The following is a 17,987-nucleotide window of genomic DNA, read 5'->3' as shown; positions in this document are numbered from 1 at the left end:
TGAATTGATGACAACAGCCAAAGACATTGCCAAAGATAGTGTTGTTGGCCTGCCGCCCGCCCTTCGGCCTCTAGTGCTGTCACGCCTGGAAAGCCTACTGGACCGCCCTGAAAACCTGGCGGGCCAAATCAATACAGCCGGTTCAAGTCAACAGGCCGTGCAGGCATTGGCCCGAATCGTCGCCTGCAGTGACTTTATCGCCCGCGTTTTGTCTCGTGAACCGGGACTGCTTCAAACATTCTGTGGTCCGTCGGGCGTTGAACAGCCGCGGCACCCGGGTGAGCTAACAGCCATTGTGCAAGAGATCGGGAGACGGATAGTTCATCGTGCCGAGCTGGCAGCAGAACTGCGTCGCTTAAGACAGCGCGAAGTCGCGCGAATTGGCTGGCGCGATCTCGCAGGGTGGGCAACACTGGAAGAAGTAGTTGCCACGCTGTCGGAACTCGCCGATGCCATCATCGAAATAGCGCTGGCCTGTGCTCACCGCGAAGTTGCAGATCGCTACGGACAACCTATAGGGGATGACAGTGGCCTCCCCATACGGTTGACGGTGTTTGGGCTTGGCAAACTCGGCGGCAGGGAACTGAACCTGTCTTCTGACGTTGATCTTATATTTGCCTATGCTGAACCAGGCGAAACTCTCGGTCCCAGCAAAATAAGCAATCAGGAATTCTTTGTCAAACTGGGTCAGATCCTGATCGCTATCCTGGAGGAACCCACAGCAGACGGCATCGTCTACCGCACCGACATGCGGTTACGTCCCAATGGCGACAGCGGCCCGCTCGTACTGTCTTACGACGCGATGGATCACTATTACCTGACACACGGCCGGGACTGGGAACGTTACGCCTTGATCAAGGCCAGGCCTGTTGCCGGGGATCGACTCGGGGGTAACCAGTTACTCGAGACACTCAGGCCCTTCGTATACCGCAAGTACCTGGACTTCGGCGCCATTGAAGCGATCCGTTCGATGAAAGCACTGATTGAGCGGGAGCTTCAATACCAGGATATGTCCGACCACATCAAGTTAGGTCGAGGGGGTATACGGGAAATCGAGTTTGTCGTGCAGAGCCATCAGATCATCTACGGTGGTCGTCATCAGACGCTCCAGACAGCCAGTATCTGGTTGGCGCTGACTGCTCTCGAATCGTTGGGCATTGTAGACCACCAATGTGTTGAACAACTGTGCTCGGCCTATGATTTTCTACGCCGGCTCGAACACCGTCTCCAGGTCTTGGACGATCAACAGACTCATCGTATCCCAACGGGTTCCGTGGAGAAACGACGCATCGCCACAGCCATGAACTTCGAGTCTGAAAGTCATCTTCTTTCTCGGCTCAACCAGGTAACCGAAGGCGTCCATCAGATATTTGTTGACATATTCACGCCTGTTGCAGACCTCGACGCTACAGAGTCGACCTATCTTGCCGATATCTGGCAGGGTGTACTGCCGGCCGACGCAGCGGGCAAAAAGTTGGCTGCGGCGGGCTTTAGGGAATCCGACCGCATTTACCAGTTGCTGAAAAACGTTCGCACAAGCCGTTTTTATCTCGCTTATTCGCGAGAAGGCCGTGAACGCTTCGATCGACTGTTGCCGCTTGTCCTCGAGGAATGTGGGCAGTCCAGCGAACCGGAAGTCACGCTCACCCGACTATTGTCGGTTATCGAAACAATCGGCCGACGCTCCGCTTATCTCTCACTGCTGGCCGAAAATCCTCTCGCGCTCAGGCAGCTGGTAGAACTCACGACGGCATCAAGTTCCATCAGCAACTGGATCGGGCAACACCCGGTTATCCTGGACGAACTACTGGATCCGATCACAAATTTTGAGGTTGAAAAACGGTCGACTATTACACAGGACATCGCCAGAAAACTGGGCGATGTCAACAGTACAGATCTCGAACGAGACATGGACCTGCTGCGCGAATACCGCTGGGGTTATAACCTTCGTGTCGGTGCCGCCGATATTGCCGGGCTACTCAGTGTACGCGACGTGTCCCGAGCACTATCTGCGTTAGCAGAAGCACTCGTTGAACAGGCGTTAGATAGCGCGCGCAATACTCTAATACCGTCGCTACTGGACATAGACACAACCGAACTGGGAATTGTTGCGTATGGGAAGCTCGGCAGTGGTGAGTTGGGATACAACTCCGATCTGGACATCATATTCGTCTATGACCAGCCGTCTTCGATAAGTGCATCAGCGGCCGCAGAACGTCGCTACCGACTTAGTCGGCTGGTACAACGACTGGTCCACATTCTCACGGTGCGAACCCCGGCCGGAAATCTCTATGAGATTGACCTGCGTCTTAGGCCTGACGGGCGATCCGGTACGGTCGTTACACCATTGGATGCCTATGCACAGTATCTGCAGGACAGCGCCTGGACCTGGGAACACCAGGCACTCGTTCGGGCCCGGATGATCTGTGGAGATGCGGCATTGGAAGAGCGGTTTGAAGCAATCCGGGAAGATATTCTGCTGACGTTTCGCGAACCAACTACGCTCGCCCAAACGATTGCCAACATGCGTGATCAAACCATCGCCGCCAACTGCCGCAGCACAATAAGCCAGTACGATCTGAAACTGGATCGAGGCGGGTTGGTCGACATAGAATTCCTGGTCCAGTACTGGGTCCTAAACTGGGCCCGGGATTACCCCCAACTCGTGGTGAATCGAGACAGCTATTCCATCATCAAGGCATTGCTCGACTCAGGCCTGATTGATGCGGACGCCGGGTCTTCCCTATTGGAAATCCTTACGCTCTACCTGACCACAGAAAACCGGCTCAAGCTCCAGGAGATGCCTCCACTGATCGACCAGGACCAGCTGGTCACGGAACGCAACAGAATCACATCGCTCTGGCAGCAACATTTGTCTGTCGACTGAACCAAAAAAAATCCCGCACGCTCCATTCGGCCCGTACTCTGACTACCATGCGGTAGAATTATCCTCTCAATTAGCCCTGCACACGCTGCTCCACAGTTATGCACAAAGGACCCACCATTGCCGTCATCATTGGATCTTTTCACCGAGCCTATGGAGAAATCATGCTGGCCCAGGCGCGCGACACCGCGATAAGTGTAGGACTGCAGCTGGACGAACCAGTCTGGGTCCCCGGCTCAATGGAAAAACCGCTTGCACTGAAAAAGGCGTTAAAGCGGGCTGATATTGTGGGTGCTGTGACACTGGGTATTATTGAACGCGGTGAAACTGGGCACGGTCTCGTCATGGCGCAAGCCGTGATCAAGTCGATCATCGACCTTCAGTTGGAAACGATGAAACCGATTGGAGTCGGTATATTGGGGCCCGAAATCACAGCGGAGCAGATTCAACCCCGGCTTGAGCCTTATGCGCGAGATGCTGTGCTCGCAGTCAGCTCGATGCTTCGGGAAACGGAAAATATCCCGATCTAGACAGAACATCACTGGTTGACAGGGGCGTATTTGTGCTCTAAACAGGGGCGCTCGATGTTCAGATACAAAGAACACAACACACTGGGGAAATTCTGATGTCATTTTCAGACCGCGACGGCACTATCTGGATGGACGGCGAGATGGTGCCGTGGCGAGAGGCCAAAGTTCATGTGCTCACCCATTCACTGCATTATGGACTGGGTGTGTTTGAAGGCGTGCGGGCCTATCAGAGCGAACAGGGGACAGCCATTTTTCGTCTGCACGACCACACGAATCGGTTTTTTCGATCAGCACACATTCTCGGTATGAATATGCCCTATGATGCCGACACACTGAATGACGCCCAAAAACAGGTGGTCCGGGCCAGCGGCCTTGAAGCTTCCTATATCAGACCACTGGCTTTTTATGGATCCGAGGGCATGGGAATTCGTGCCGACATGCTCACAACACATGTGGCGATAGCGACCTGGGAGTGGGGTGCTTATCTCGGTGATGACGGATTGAAAAACGGCATCAAGGTCCGCACTTCGTCCTTGACGCGGCATCATGTCAACATCACCATGTGCAAAGCCAAAGCTTGTGGTAACTACATCAACTCGATTCTGGCCCTGCAGGAAGCCGTCTCGGCCGGTGCAGACGAAGCACTGATGCTTGATGCTGAGGGGTATGTCATGGAAGGCACTGGCGAAAACATCTTCATTGTGCGCGATAACAAGATCTACACGCCTGATCTGACCTCCGCACTGGAAGGTATTACCCGCGATACAGTAATTACGTTGATCAAAGAACTCGGTATCGAGTTGGTGGAAAAACGGATCACCCGTGATGAGGTCTATATCGCAGATGAGGTATTTTTCACCGGTACAGCCGCTGAGGTCACACCTGTCCGGGAACTCGATAACCGCACCATCGGTTCGGGTAAGCGCGGTCCGATCACTGAAAAAATCCAGTCATTGTTTTTTGACTGTGTCCTGGGTCGCCACCAAGCGCATCGTGACTGGCTGACCCCAATATAACAAACACTGCCGAGATGCCAATTCCAACAAAGTTCCCGATCGACCCGACCGAGACGGTAACACCCGATCAGCCTACGCCAGTCCAAACCAGGGAGATCACACATAGCGAACTGCCCCTTTTCTGCCCCCGTGAAGACACGACGCTATGGAGCCAACACCCGCGTGTTTATCTACCGATCGAGCAGGGTGGCGATGCCCTATGTCCTTATTGCGGTACGCGATTCATTCTTAAAGACAGCCCCTGACAGGCCAACCTCGGGAGGTGGGTCCACCTGATCTGGTACCGCCATGACCACAATCGCCTCTAATATTCTGGTGGTGGGTCCGGCCTGGGTCGGTGACATGATCATGGCGCAGAGTCTTTTCATTAAATTAAAACAGATCCGGCCCCAGTGCCGGATAACGGTCGCCGCCCCAGAAACAACTTTACCCTTGTTGAGCCGCATGCCGGAAGTCGATGACGCCATTGCGACGCCTTTTGTACACAATCACCTGCAACTCACTGACCGTATCCGCCTCGGCCGGCAACTGCGACACCACAAATTTGATCAGGCCATTGTCCTGCCGGGCTCGATCAAATCGGCGCTGGTACCGTTTATTGCGGGTATCTCGCACCGGACTGGCTACCGGAAAGAACCCCGTTACGGATTGCTCAATGACTTGCGCACACTCAACCAGGAGAACCAGCCCCTGCAGGTACAGCGCTTCGTGCAACTTGGGCTGTCGGCGGATGCCCCGCTTATCGAAAACACCCCGAGACCCCGGTTAGCATCTAGGCCTGAATCTGTGCCCGACATCCTGGCGAAACTCGCCGTCCCAGTCGCCGATACCCCGGTCCTGGCGCTGTGTCCCGGTGCAGAGTACGGCCCGGCAAAACGCTGGCCAGCCAGGCATTTTGCCGAACTTGCGTCTCTCAAATTGGACGAAGGCTGGCAGGTCTGGCTACTGGGCGCTACCCGGGACGCGCCTTTTGCCCAGGCTGTCAATGACACCGTCAATGGGCGCTGTGTCGACCTCACCGGGCGGACCAGTCTTGGCCAAGTTGTTGACCTGCTGAGCGCAGTAACCCAGGTCGTCAGCAACGATTCTGGACTGATGCATATTGCAGCCGCTGTCGGTAGACCGCTGGTAGTCGTTTACGGTGCGTCCACCCCTGAATTCACACCACCCCTGAGCCGTATGGCTCGAAGCGTGTCACTGGAACCCGACTGTCTTTGTTTTCAGCGATCCTGTCCACTGGGACATACTCGATGTCTTGAAGACCTGTTACCTGAACGCGTCGTCAGCGCATTGACCGAACTCAATCAGATACGGGAATGATCAAACCAGAAAGGGTCGCAGGCATAGATATAATGCCCGTTGTTGCAACCGCCTGAGGCCTAGATTTGCCGACATCACCCCTAAAAATCCTGGTTACCGGTGGTGCGGGATATATTGGCTCGCACACCGTCCGGCAATTGCTGGCAGCCGGACATCAGGTGACCGTTGTCGACAACCTGTACAGTGGCCATCGTTGGGCAGTGCCACCAACGGCTGACTTTCACCAGCTTGATGTCAGCGATAAGACCGCCATGTCGTCACTCCTACGCCAGCAGCGGATCGATGCGGTCATCCACTTTGCCGGGCATATCGTTGTACCCGAATCCGTCGCTGAACCAGCAAAGTACTATCGCAACAACGTGGTCGCATCGTTGAACCTGATCCGTGCATGTTGTGAATCAGGAGTAGGGTACTTTATTTTTTCTTCCAGTGCCGCTGTTTACGGAGACCCCGAACAAGTCCCGGTTGCAGAACACCATCCCACGATACCGGTCAACCCCTACGGCCGGACCAAGCTGATTACCGAATGGACGCTGCGTGATATGGCGCTCGGCGGTGGGCAAGGCGATACGGGTCTCAAGTACGTTGCACTTCGCTACTTCAATGTTGCCGGTGCCAGTCTTGACGGCACTCTGGGTCAGGCGACTCCGGAGGCAACCCACTTAATCAAGGTCGCCTGTGAAACCGCAACCGGGCAGCGCCCGTCGATATCGATATTCGGCCACGATTACGCTACACCCGATGGCACCTGTATCCGGGATTACATTCATGTCGAAGATCTCGCAGCAGCCCATCTGTGCGCGCTCGATCACCTGCAGTCAGGGGGCGAATCACAGGTTCTGAATTGTGGTTATGGTCGGGGTTTCAGTGTCCGTCAGGTCCTTGATACCATCGAGCAGGTCAGCGGCAAGCACTTAGCCATCGTAGAGGCGGACCGTCGGGCGGGGGATCCTGCCCAATTAGTGGCCGATAACCGTGCGATTCGGGAGGTCTTGAAGTGGACACCGCAATACGATGACCTGGCGATAATCTGCCGCACGGCCTACAACTGGGAGTGCCGTTAGCTGCAATAGCCGGCTATCTACTTGCATTAATTCTGATCCCGAAAATCGGCAGTAAAGACGGTTAAACTATCCACAATGGCCTATCGAATAAGGGGCCGTTCTCCTCATGAAAATCGCATTCTGTCTGTTTAAGTATTCGCCCTACAGCGGTCTATCACTCGACTTTGGCCGTATTCTGGAGGAGTGCCTGAACCGAGGACACAGTGCACACGTTTTTGTGTCGGAGTGGCAGGGAGAGCGTCCGGAGGGGGCCCAGTTTACAGTTCTAGAGTCTCCGAAGATATCGTTGAAATTCTCAAATCATGCCCAAAATGAGCAGTTCCATAACAAACTACAGGTAGAGCTCAAGAAACAGGCCTTTGATGTAGTCGTCGGCTTCAACAAAATGCCCGGTCTTGATCTTTACTATGGAGCAGACAGCTGCTACGTCGGGGATAAAGGTACTCAGTACCCCGCCATCTACAAACTGACGCGACGCTACAAGGGTCGGTATTCATTTGAAGAAGCTGTATTCGGCGTGAAAAGCCAAACACTCATTCTTTCGCTGTCAGAGCGACAAAAAAGCGAGTACCAAGAGTATTATTTCACTCCCAATGAGCGATTCCACTTGCTTCCTCCGACACTGGACGCAAGTTTTTCACCAATTACAGATCGCGTTCACCAAAGAGAAAAGCTCCGCGTAGAACTCGACCTGCCTATCAACGATCTATTGCTGATGTTTATTGGTTCTGGCTTCAGAACTAAAGGGCTTGATCGGGGCATCACTGCTCTAGCCAGTCTGCCAATAGATATCCAAGAACGCACTAGTCTGATTGTTGTTGGTGACGATGATGATGAAAAACAATACCGAAAACAGGCCGATAGGCTGTCGGTATCTAAGCAAGTCCTTTTCCTAGGTGGGCGATCACGAGAAGACATCCCCAAACTGCTTGCCGTCGGTGATCTGATGGTGCACCCGGCACATAACGAAAATACAGGTACGGTTCTGCTTGAAGCTATATCTGCAGGACTCCCCGTCTTAGCAACGGATGTGTGCGGTTATGCGGACCATATAAAAGCCGCCGAGGCAGGTATCGTGTTGGACTCACCGTTCGACCAGGAAGCGCTGAATTCCCAGTTGGAGAGCATGCTAACCTCACCTTATCACGACCGATGGTCTGAAAATGGCCAACGCTACGGCAAGAATCCGGTCCTTTACAAAATGCCAGCTAGAGCCGTTGACGCAATTGAGACTTACGAACGTAGAAAAATCTCCCCGATAAACTGCATACCTGACACCCAAAATATACATAACATCTACTTGCGCGAAGATCTTGGCCAATTGAATTTTGATGAGCTCTTGGATATCGGGAAGAACGCAATTGGTGGTCGCCATAACGTCGTAGAGGCTCGAGACAAGCTAGCTGATGAGGGTCGCCGAACTGTTTCCTTCAGTCACAACGGTCAACGTTACTACTTGAAAATCCATGATGGTGTGGGTTGGAAAGAAATTGGGAAAAACCTGACCTCCCTCCGGTTGCCCGTACTCGGTGCGGAAAATGAATGGAAAGGTGTCCACCACCTTCGTCGCCTGACACTGCTCCAGAATATTGGACTGAATACCCTCAACATCGCGGGTTATGGCACCCGGGAACGCCGCTTTGGGAAGATATTAAACAATCCTGCTAAACGCCAATCGCTGATCGTGACAGATGAGATTCCAAGAGCTATAAGTCTTGAAGATCTGTTCAAAGATAAAAAATTTTGGGGGCGTAATGCCAACAAGCTACCCGACAAAATTTGCTTTAAACGCTGGTTAATCGAACAACTAGCACAAACAGCTCGAATTCTGCACAACAGCGGTGCCAACCATCGGGACTTCTACCTCAGTCATTTCCTGCTGCAGCGGACCAAAGAGTCGCATGAACCAACTCCCGAAAATTGCAGTCTTTTCCTTATCGACCTACACCGAATGCAGATTCATAAACCAACGAAAAGCGCCTGGATCAAGGCGATCGTACAAGGGGCGCTAAAACTGCAGCGACCCCAACCACCACAGAGCGTAACTCCCTCCCGCTGGAAGATGAGAGACGTGTCCGGACTGCACTACTCCAGTATGGGTCTCGGCCTAACCAAACGCGACCTTATAAGATTCATGTCTACTTACGAAAATATCAGCAACCGACAGGTACTCGAGGCGTTGCAAAACAACAACCGCTTTTGGCGCAAAGTGCGATCACGCGCCCAGAACCTGTATCGTTCTGAACCGCGTCGGACGAGAAAGACAGGCAATGTTGCTAACACCCCTCTGACACCGGCCAGGATCCAGCACTGACCTTACCAAGGGGCGCGACACGGTCTGGGATGCGCGATTTACAGATGGAAACACAATCGCAGATCCCGACGGACAACCTCACGCTGCTCTCCGATATGGCGAATCAACTTTCCTCAGGTCATCTACATATACACCATTATTTACGCGATGATTCACCGCTGATACGCCACACTCTCAAGAACCCAGATCTAGCACTGTCCGATCCAGAATGTCACATCGTAAAAAACGACAACACAACTACGGTTGGACTAATCTTCCGAGATAGTCACACATTTGTAATCAAGCGTTACAACACCAAGAATGCCTGGCATCGTCTCCGCCGCACCGTTCGCAGCTCACGAGCTGAGAACTGCTGGCACTTCACCCGAACCTTGCGGAGCCTGGATATTTCTGTGGCACCGGCCGTTGCCTGGATCCAGGAAATCCAGGTTGGTTTAAAGGGTAGATCCTGGTTTGTATCTGAATTTGTGGATGGAATCAGCTGTCTAGACCATTTCAAAGGTGATGTTCCCCCTGCCGAGATCGAAAGAACCTTGGGCGAGATAGTCGAGATCCTGTGCAAGCTGAGGCGTGAGCGGATCTCACATGGTGACCTTAAAGCCAGCAACATTTTGCTGTCGAGCCGTGGGCCGGTACTGATCGATCTCGACGTCATGCGGCAGCATAAGAGTGAATCAACTTATCAACAGGCCGCCAGAAAAGACATCAACCGCTTTCTTCGAAACTGGCAAGACAACCCGGTTTTACTGGCGACCGCCCGGCAATTGCTGTCGGCCCAAGGTTTCCTGACCGACCACCCGTCTTAGAAGGAAACGCGCACCGCGTAGAACGGATGGTCTGATGGTCCGGCCGGGGTGTACCACGCATCAATAATCTTCAACCCGCGAACAAGCAACCAGTCAATGCGCCCGGGTGGCCCTCCGGCCTGGCTAGCTGCGTCCTGCGCTGCAAGCGTTCGCAGTCGGTCAAGGCACTCGTGACCCGCTTCAACGTTAAAGTCACCGAGCAGAATCGCGTGATCGTATTGTTCAAAAACATCCAATACCCGTTCAAACGGATGGCGTTGACGATCCGGATGAGATAGGTGCGTGTTAATGACATGCACCGTCTTGCCGTTCACACCGATCTCGTATCGTGTCAGGTTGCGATAACGCTTGCCGTGCGTCGGCAATAAGGGTTCACGATGCCAGCGTTCGACGGGAATACGCGTAAGCAGGGCATTGCCTCGATTCGCCACCAGACATCGCCGCCGGGTGGGCGCGAAATGAACCGCGCAAGCGAGCTTTTCTGACAACAAGTAGGCCTGGTTGTTCAGTCCGCGCCAGGTTGATCCTTCGACTTCCTGCAATCCAACAATGTCACAGTCTTTAATAACCTCGGCAATACGATTAAGGTCGCGTCGGCCGTCAGTCCCCCGGGACCGGTGAATATTGTAGGTGCCGATGGTAAAGCTGTCGCCGGTCGGCGGATCCACCCAGGTCATGTGCTTAACTCCTGAGCCTGCGGCGGGACCCAACGGCCAGTACTTAAACAGCAGCAGATAACCGCCAACTGCTGCCACTGCCGAAACCACGACATCAAGCAGCGGCATCCGACCACTCGGTTTGAGTATCTATCACGTCTGGTCCATCGTCATCGACCAGTGTTGCGTCAAAACAATGGGGTCTTGTCGATAACATCAAGTCTGCAAATCCGGTCAGTTCAATCGTGCCGCATTGACGAGGCATGCTTGATCAGGGACCATCATTGTAGCGAGGTTCTTGAATTCGGATAAACACCCTATGAAAACCGCTTTTCTGACCGACCCGAGGTTTGCCGAACATGAAACCGGGCCTGGACATCCGGAGCGCGCCGCCCGCCTGACCCACACGCTGGACCACCTGCGCGCACAACAATGGTTCAGCCAGCTGCTGCCCGTCGAATCACAGACCTGTGACGAGCGCTGGCTACGCAGCATCCATGATCGTACGCTGATCGAGCGGGCTCGACAGGCGTGTAGCCAGGGACGGGCGTATCTGGACAGCCCCGACGTCGCGGTGAGCCAAGCCTCATTCGAGATCGCGCTGCTGGCCGCCGGCGGCGTACTTGCCCTGGCCGATGCCGTGATCCAAGGTAAAGCAAATAACGGCTTTGCTCTGGTCCGACCTCCTGGCCATCACGCCGAGCGAGACGTCGCACTTGGCTTCTGCCTGTTCAACAACATTGCGATCGCCGCCCGTTATCTGCAGCAAGAATACGGGCTGGAGAAGATCGTTATTCTGGACTGGGACGTCCATCATGGGAACGGGACGCAGCACAGCTTCGAAAGCGATCCCAGTATTTTCTATATCAGCCTGCACCAATACCCACACTATCCTGGAACTGGCGCTTATTCCGAAACCGGAATCGGCGACGGGTCCGGTACCACACTGAACTGTCCAATGCCCGCGGGCAGCGACGACAGCCACTACGAACAAGCCTTCCGAGAAAAGATCCTGCCGGCTGTCAACAGCTATAGCCCCGACGTGATCCTGATTTCAGCGGGATTTGACGCCCACCAGGCGGATCCTCTCGGCAGTATCAACCTGTCTACCGCGTTCTACGCGTGGATGACCGAGCGGATGCTGGAAACCGCCGACCAGCATGCCAATGGACGACTTATTTCTGTGCTTGAAGGGGGCTATGCACTGGATGCACTGGCCGCCAGTGTCAGCGGTCATCTTCAGTCCCTGGCCGGCATTTCGCGACCCGACGGGCGCTCATCCGGAGAGCCCAAGTAACAGAAGAACCAGCGAGATCGTAATCATCGACACGGCTGTGCTGACAACAGTCGACGCAGCAGCCAAAGGCACCCCTGTCGTGTAGCGTTCCGCAAACAGATAAGTGTTAATGCCTACCGGCAGGGCCGCCAGCACCACGGCGACCGACAGCCACAGCGGGTCTAACTCCAGCACAAAGCGCAGAACCAGCCAGACGCCTGCTGGAAAAACCATTGTCTTCATCACGCAGATTGCAACCGATGCGCCCAAGGAGCCCGCAACGCGGTACTGGCTCAGTGCAGCACCCAATGCAAACAACGCACACGGGGTTGCTGATTGAGCGAAAAGCTCAAGTACACCCACCAGCACCTCAGGTAAAGGCACGTCCATCAGGTTGACCAACGTGCCCAGTGCAATCCCGGCAAGGTACTGATTGGCAATAACACCCCGGGTAAACGACCACAGACGCGAATCCTGGTCTCTGTGGGCAGCACCCGAGACCTGAACCAGCGTCATCACGGGAAACATCACCAGCGCCTGGGTCGCCACCAACGTAAACAATGGCAGGGTCGCTCGCTCACCGAAGATAGTCAGCACCAGAGGGATGCCCAGCGGGATGAAACTGCCGTAACTGCTGCCAAACGCAAATATACCGGCCTCCCTAGGACGATAGCCGAAGACCCGGCCAGATAAGGTAAATGCCAGAGCGAAAAAGCCCAGCGCGCATCCGTAGTAGCCCAGCAGATAACTCCAGGGCAAAACTTCGGGCAGATCAATCTTGGCCATGGCGTAGAACAACAGCAGTGGAATTGCGAGGTTGAATACATAGATCGAAATGCCACGGATGGCCGCCTTGTCCAGCAACCGGACACGACCTGCGATATAGCCACAGATCACGACGCCAAAGATGGGGGCAACGATAGCAATGACCACATCAGCCATAGTCGGATCTCCTGTCAACCAACCGCAACGCGACACACATCATAGTGCTGCCGGTGCCTGGGCATCGGCAAGTCGTTCCAGGCCTAGCCTCAGCTAAATCTCCATTGCAGTTAAACAAAATAGGTTTGCTGGTTTACAGTTTGCTATTTGCCGATCGCGCGGTTAGATTTTGCTCCACTGTAGGGCATTTGTTAGAAGAAATGCCACAGTCAAGGCGATGATGGGGACGAGTAACCGATCGTGCTCGCGCAGCAGAGACCGGGGGGCGCTGAAATCCCCGGGCCGGACCCCGGTGAATATCACCCCTGAGCCACTGACCGAACAACGCCACGGCGTTCACTAGACTCAGTCGGTTGACCCCCGAAACCGGGTTGCGGACAGCACGCTGTCCATGAGGTCGCCGAGCTTTGACCGGTGACGAAGCCGGGTGGTACCGCGCGCCGATTCTGATTGACCCCACAGGTTCGAGTCGCCCCGGAGGCCGCAAATCAAGGCATCCCGGGGGCTCACTCATGGAGAGCGATGAGATGGTATTCCAGAGGGCTTCTAGCCGATACGATGGTCCGACACTGGAATCTGATGTGCTCGATTTCTGGCGAGAAAATCAGGTATTCGAAAAAACCCTAGCCAATACCGAAGGCCGCCCTCTGTTTACCTTCAACGAAGGGCCGCCAACAGCCAACGGGCGTCCCGGCATACATCACGTACTCGCCCGTACATTCAAGGATATTTACCCACGCTATAAGACAATGCGCGGTTTTCATGCTCCGCGGAAGGGCGGTTGGGACACCCATGGCCTGCCAGTAGAGCACGAAATCGAGAAAGAACTGGGTATTTTCGACAAACAAAAAATCGAGTCGCAGATCGGGGTCGCAGAATTTAACCGACGTTGTCGAGAGTCTGTTATGCGTTATATCGGCGACTGGGAAAAAATGACCGAGCGGATGGGTTTCTGGGTGGATCTTGACCAGGCCTACTACACCCTGGATAACCAGTACATTGAATCGGTCTGGCAGCTGCTGAAAATCATCTGGGACAAAGGTCTGATCTATCAGGACTACAAAGTTGTCCCCTACGACCCCCGAATTGGTGCAACCCTATCTTCACACGAAGTGGCGCAGGGTTATCGCGAGGTCGAAGATCCGTCAGTCACCGTCCGTTTTAGACTGACCGAGACCGACAACACCGCCTTTCTCGTCTGGACGACCACTCCCTGGACCCTGCCATCCAATCTCGCCCTGGCTGTGGGTGCGGACATCGACTATGTCTACATCCAATACGGTGATGAGGTTCTGATCCTTGCCGCGGCACAACTTCAAAGCACCATGCGAGAAGCCGATCACAAAGTCATCAAAACCGTCAAGGGCCGGGATCTGGTTGGACTTCGCTACCAACGCCTGTTTGACCACTTGGCAGCCGACGGCGACATCTGTCGGGTACATGCGGCAGACTTTGTCAGCACAGACAATGGTACCGGGATTGTGCACGTTGCACCCGCCTACGGGGTCGACGACCTCGAGCTGGGACAACGCAATGATCTGCCGGTCGTCCACGGCGTCGGGCTCGATGGCTATTTCAAATCCGAGGTGACACCGGTAGCGGGCTTGTTTTTCAAAGATGCCGATCCCGTCATTATCGACCTGCTCGAAACACAAGGCCTGTTGTTCCGCCAGGAAAAATATCTGCACAACTATCCATTCGGCTGGCGGACGGGTGACCCGCTGATCTATTACGCCAAAAACGCCTGGTACATCCAGACGACTGCTGTTCGGGAACGGATGGTGTCACTGAACCAGACCATCAACTGGGTGCCACATACCATTCGCGACGGGCGATTTGGCAACTGGCTCGAACACAATGTCGACTGGGCGCTCTCACGCGAACGGTTCTGGGGTACGCCTCTACCACTGTGGACCGACGGAGAAGGGGATTTTGTGTGCATCGGCTCGATTGCGGAACTCGAAGCGCTGTGCGGTCGGTCTTTGGACGAAGTTGATCTCCACCGACCCGCCGTTGACGATATCGTATTCAACCATCCTGAGACGGGTCAGGAGTATCGCCGTGTTCCGGAAGTGATTGACTGCTGGTTTGACTCAGGGGCAATGTCTTATGCCCAATGGCACTACCCGTTCGAAAATCAGGAGATCTTTGACCGACATTTTCCAGCTGAATACATCTGCGAAGCGATTGACCAGACACGCGGCTGGTTCTACAGCCTGCACGCCATTGCAACACTGGTCTCTGACAGTGTCGCCTACCGCAACTGTGTCTGTCTGAGTCACATTGTCGATAAAGACGGCAAAAAAATGTCCAAGTCGTTGGGTAACATCGTCAACCCCTACGATGTATTTGACCACATAGGCGCAGACCCACTACGCTGGTATTTCCTGGCCCGTCTTGCTCCGGAAGTTCAGAAGCGGATCTCCATCAATATTATTGCTGAAGTCGCAAGCTCCTTCATCAATACACTCTGGAACACCTACGCATTTTTCACGCTTTATGCGAGCCTGGACAATATTGATTACTCCCAAACATTAGATGTTTCAAAGCGACCGGAAATCGACCGTTGGGTCCTGGCACTGCTCCACCGCACCACTGAAACCGTCACCGCGGCGCTGGATCAATACGATGCTCGGGCGAGCGGAGAAGCAATTGAGAGTTTTGTCGGTCAGTTGAGCAACTGGTACGTGCGGCGCAATCGCAGGCGCTTCTGGAAAAGCGAAGCCGGTGAAGATAAGGATTCAGCCTACCTGACACTTTATCTGTGCCTCAAGACAATTAATCGATTGATGGCGCCGTTCATGCCTTTCCTGACTGAGTCGGTCTACCAGAACCTTGAACGGACTGTGGACACGGCAGCCCCACTCAGTGTCCACATGACCGATTGGCCAAAGCCTGATCCAGCGTGGAAAGATGACGACCTGATCGCCTCGGTCGATGTTGTCCAGAAAGTGGTCGGACTTGGCCGGGCAGCCCGGGAAAGTAGTCGAATCCGAGTACGCCAGCCATTGGCCAGACTGCTGGTCCGCGTTCCCACCGACAGCCACGCTGCCGCCATAAAACACCAGCAAACACAGGTTCTGGAAGAACTCAATGTCAAGTCCCTCGAGTTTATTGCCCGAGATGCTGAGCTTATCTCCTACCGGTTGAAGCCCAACCTGCCGCGAATTGGCAAACGCCACGGCCGCCTCATCCCCGCTATCCGCGAAGCATTGTCCAAGGCCGACGCTGCAGCTGTTGCGTCTGCTCATGCTCGGGGCGAATCGGTGACCCTCGACGTCGCGGGTCAGGAGATTGAATTTGAGCCCGATGACCTGTTGCTTGAAACCACCTCGGCCGCAGGCTATTCAAGTGCCGAGTCAGAAGGATTCCTCGTCGGCCTGGATACAAAGCTGACGCCAGAGTTGATCGATGAAGGGTTGGCCCGCGAGATCGTCCGCAGTGTTCAGGAAGCACGCAAGAATGCGGGTCTTGAAGTCTCGGATCGCATTCGGCTGCATGTCTCCGGTTCAGCCGATATCGACCGTATCTTGCTGTCCTACCGCGACTGGATCATGGCCGAGACGCTGGCTGAATCCTGGACTGACTCTGGGCACAACCCAGATTATTCAGTCGACGGTTCGCTTGAAGTGCACAACTGGCATATCGAACTGAGCAAACACTGATGCTGACCAATCCCATCTCACTTCGATGGGCGACACACTACATCAACAGGTCGACATGAATGGGCAAAAGCCCACGCCAAACACTACCATCTTTTGTTATTAAACTATTCGCTGCACCAACAGGCTGTGATCAGTTTTTGGGTTTGCGCAGCGTGATTAAAATAACCATTGTCGGGGTTGGGTGTCTGATAAAATTCCTACCCAGAATTGCCTTACGCTCATAACGCCCAAAGGAGGCCCAATGTCGCGTCGTTTTCTTTTCACCTCTGAATCAGTTTCCGAAGGCCATCCCGACAAAATGGCTGATCAGATTTCTGATGCCATTCTCGATGCCGTGCTTGAACAAGATCCGAACTCGCGCGTGGGATGCGAAACGCTGGTCAACACCGGACTCGCTATGGTGTCCGGCGAAATCACGACCACCGCCCAGATCGATACCATCGACGTAGTACGCGACACGATTAAACAGATCGGATACTGCTCATCTGATATGGGCTACGATTACAATAGTTGCTCCGTAGTTGTTGCGTTGGACAAACAGTCACCAGATATCGCACAGGGTGTCAACGAGGGTGAGGGCGTAGACCTTGAACAGGGTGCAGGTGATCAGGGGCTGATGTTCGGCTTTGCCTGTAACGAGACCGACGTTTTGATGCCCTTTCCGATCACTTATGCTCACCGACTGGTTAAACAGCAAGCTGACGTGCGCCGGGCCGGCACTTTGCCATGGCTGTGTCCGGATGCCAAAAGCCAGGTATCCGTACGTTACGAAGACGGCGACCCGGTCAGCGTCGAAACCGTGGTTCTATCCACCCAACATCTCGATGACGTCGATCATCAAACGCTCAGTGACGCTGTGATTGAAGAAATTATCAAGCCCATCCTGCCGGAAAATATGATCACAGCCGACACACGGTATCTGGTGAATCCGACTGGCCGATTCGTGGTTGGCGGCCCGCATGGAGACTGCGGATTGACTGGCCGAAAGATCATAGTCGATACGTACGGTGGGTCCGCTCATCACGGTGGTGGTGCGTTTTCCGGCAAAGACCCCTCCAAAGTCGATCGATCGGCAGCCTACGCTATCCGCTACGTGGCCAAAAACATTGTGGCCGCGGGCCTTGCCGACCAATGCGAGGTACAGGTGGCGTATGCCATTGGGGTCGCCCAACCGGTCTCCTTACTCGTCAATACCGCGGGCACCTCCAAAATACCTGAAGAGGAGATTGAACGCCTCGTACGGGAACATTTCGACCTGCGACCCAAAGCTATCATCCAGATGCTGGACCTACTGCGCCCGATATACAAAAACACGGCGGCTTACGGACATTTTGGCCGCAGCGAGGTGGACGGATTCCCCTGGGAACGAACTGACAAGGCTGCCGCGCTGCGGGACGCAGCCGGGCTGTAGTCCAGCTCGGGCTGACTGGGGCCTTTGCGGTACCGTTGGAGGCCTTCGTACACTTGTTCATCACACCGAATGGATATAATCTGACACCAATTCCATACACAAT

14 protein-coding genes are annotated in these 17,987 nt (G+C 54.3%); 11 read left to right on the top strand and 3 right to left on the bottom strand.

Annotated features, from left to right (window positions below):
• The first annotated feature begins 7 nt into the window (after window positions 1-7).
• From glnE to MK323_02945, 8 genes are all read left to right on the top strand, one after another.
• Complete coding sequence (gene glnE / locus MK323_02980) at window positions 8-2,887, top strand: bifunctional [glutamate--ammonia ligase]-adenylyl-L-tyrosine phosphorylase/[glutamate--ammonia-ligase] adenylyltransferase (protein ID MCH2481124.1); 2,880 nt, start codon at window positions 8-10, stop codon at window positions 2,885-2,887.
• Between the two features lie 98 nt (window positions 2,888-2,985).
• The gene (locus MK323_02975) at window positions 2,986-3,414 is read left to right on the top strand and encodes a 6,7-dimethyl-8-ribityllumazine synthase (GenBank protein MCH2481123.1); all 429 of its coding nucleotides are present in this window, start codon (window positions 2,986-2,988) and stop codon (window positions 3,412-3,414) included.
• Between the two features lie 95 nt (window positions 3,415-3,509).
• A complete protein-coding gene (locus MK323_02970; GenBank protein MCH2481122.1) occupies window positions 3,510-4,430 on the top strand; it encodes a branched-chain amino acid transaminase in 921 nt (306 codons plus the stop codon).
• A 38-nt stretch (window positions 4,431-4,468) separates the two neighbouring features.
• Window positions 4,469-4,675 carry a zinc-finger domain-containing protein gene (locus tag MK323_02965; GenBank protein ID MCH2481121.1) on the top strand — a complete coding sequence of 69 codons (207 nt, stop codon included), beginning with the start codon at window positions 4,469-4,471 and terminating at the stop codon, window positions 4,673-4,675.
• Between the two features lie 43 nt (window positions 4,676-4,718).
• A complete protein-coding gene (waaF, locus tag MK323_02960) occupies window positions 4,719-5,750 on the top strand; it encodes a lipopolysaccharide heptosyltransferase II (GenBank protein ID MCH2481120.1) in 1,032 nt (343 codons plus the stop codon).
• Between the two features lie 65 nt (window positions 5,751-5,815).
• On the top strand, window positions 5,816-6,814 hold the full coding sequence (gene galE / locus MK323_02955; GenBank protein ID MCH2481119.1) for a UDP-glucose 4-epimerase GalE: 999 nt from the start codon (window positions 5,816-5,818) through the stop codon (window positions 6,812-6,814).
• A 106-nt stretch (window positions 6,815-6,920) separates the two neighbouring features.
• Window positions 6,921-9,128, top strand: a complete 2,208-nt coding sequence (locus MK323_02950; GenBank protein MCH2481118.1) for a glycosyltransferase — start codon at window positions 6,921-6,923, stop codon at window positions 9,126-9,128.
• A 44-nt stretch (window positions 9,129-9,172) separates the two neighbouring features.
• The gene (locus MK323_02945; GenBank protein MCH2481117.1) at window positions 9,173-9,934 is read left to right on the top strand and encodes a hypothetical protein; all 762 of its coding nucleotides are present in this window, start codon (window positions 9,173-9,175) and stop codon (window positions 9,932-9,934) included.
• On the opposite strand, the gene MK323_02940 is transcribed toward MK323_02945, so the two are convergent.
• Window positions 9,931-10,719: an endonuclease/exonuclease/phosphatase family protein gene (locus tag MK323_02940; protein ID MCH2481116.1), complete on the bottom strand. Its 789-nt coding sequence runs from the start codon at window positions 10,717-10,719 to the stop codon at window positions 9,931-9,933. The genes MK323_02945 and MK323_02940 overlap by 4 nt on opposite strands.
• A complete protein-coding gene (locus tag MK323_02935; protein MCH2481115.1) occupies window positions 10,706-10,855 on the bottom strand; it encodes a hypothetical protein in 150 nt (49 codons plus the stop codon). The genes MK323_02940 and MK323_02935 overlap by 14 nt, the downstream gene beginning before the upstream one ends.
• Window positions 10,856-10,888: 33 nt before the next feature.
• Between MK323_02935 and MK323_02930 the strand changes: the two genes are divergently transcribed.
• Window positions 10,889-11,887 carry a histone deacetylase gene (locus MK323_02930; protein ID MCH2481114.1) on the top strand — a complete coding sequence of 333 codons (999 nt, stop codon included), beginning with the start codon at window positions 10,889-10,891 and terminating at the stop codon, window positions 11,885-11,887.
• On the opposite strand, the gene MK323_02925 is transcribed toward MK323_02930, so the two are convergent.
• Complete coding sequence (locus tag MK323_02925; GenBank protein MCH2481113.1) at window positions 11,867-12,808, bottom strand: AEC family transporter; 942 nt, start codon at window positions 12,806-12,808, stop codon at window positions 11,867-11,869. The two genes, MK323_02930 and MK323_02925, sit on opposite strands and share 21 nt — an antisense overlap.
• Window positions 12,809-13,215: 407 nt before the next feature.
• Between MK323_02925 and ileS the strand changes: the two genes are divergently transcribed.
• Together ileS and metK are read left to right on the top strand one after the other, a co-directional pair.
• Entirely contained in the window at window positions 13,216-16,473 is a 3,258-nt protein-coding gene (gene ileS / locus MK323_02920; protein MCH2481112.1) for an isoleucine--tRNA ligase, read from the top strand.
• 241 nt (window positions 16,474-16,714) lie between these two features.
• Window positions 16,715-17,884 (top strand): methionine adenosyltransferase, encoded by a 1,170-nt coding sequence (gene metK / locus MK323_02915; protein ID MCH2481111.1) that lies wholly within the window; start codon window positions 16,715-16,717, stop codon window positions 17,882-17,884.
• Window positions 17,885-17,987 lie beyond the last annotated feature (103 nt).

The sequence above is a fragment of the Gammaproteobacteria bacterium genome, assembly GCA_022450155.1.
Classification (GTDB): Bacteria; Pseudomonadota; Gammaproteobacteria; order Arenicellales; family UBA868; genus REDSEA-S09-B13.
This window is presented reverse-complemented; position numbering and strand designations above follow the sequence as displayed.

Bases quoted from the DNA above. Each gene is read 5' to 3' on its own strand.
- MK323_02975 (MCH2481123.1), top strand. From the start codon at position 2,986: ATGCACAAAGGACCCACCATTGCCGTCATCATTGGATCTTTTCACCGA.
- MK323_02940 (MCH2481116.1), bottom strand. From the start codon at position 10,719: ATGCCGCTGCTTGATGTCGTGGTTTCGGCAGTGGCAGCAGTTGGCGGT.
- waaF (MCH2481120.1), top strand. From the start codon at position 4,719: ATGACCACAATCGCCTCTAATATTCTGGTGGTGGGTCCGGCCTGGGTC.
- MK323_02970 (MCH2481122.1), top strand. From the start codon at position 3,510: ATGTCATTTTCAGACCGCGACGGCACTATCTGGATGGACGGCGAGATG.
- MK323_02935 (MCH2481115.1), bottom strand. From the start codon at position 10,855: ATGCCTCGTCAATGCGGCACGATTGAACTGACCGGATTTGCAGACTTG.
- glnE (MCH2481124.1), top strand. From the start codon at position 8: ATGACAACAGCCAAAGACATTGCCAAAGATAGTGTTGTTGGCCTGCCG.
- MK323_02925 (MCH2481113.1), bottom strand. From the start codon at position 12,808: ATGGCTGATGTGGTCATTGCTATCGTTGCCCCCATCTTTGGCGTCGTG.
- MK323_02945 (MCH2481117.1), top strand. From the start codon at position 9,173: ATGGAAACACAATCGCAGATCCCGACGGACAACCTCACGCTGCTCTCC.
- MK323_02950 (MCH2481118.1), top strand. From the start codon at position 6,921: ATGAAAATCGCATTCTGTCTGTTTAAGTATTCGCCCTACAGCGGTCTA.
- metK (MCH2481111.1), top strand. From the start codon at position 16,715: ATGTCGCGTCGTTTTCTTTTCACCTCTGAATCAGTTTCCGAAGGCCAT.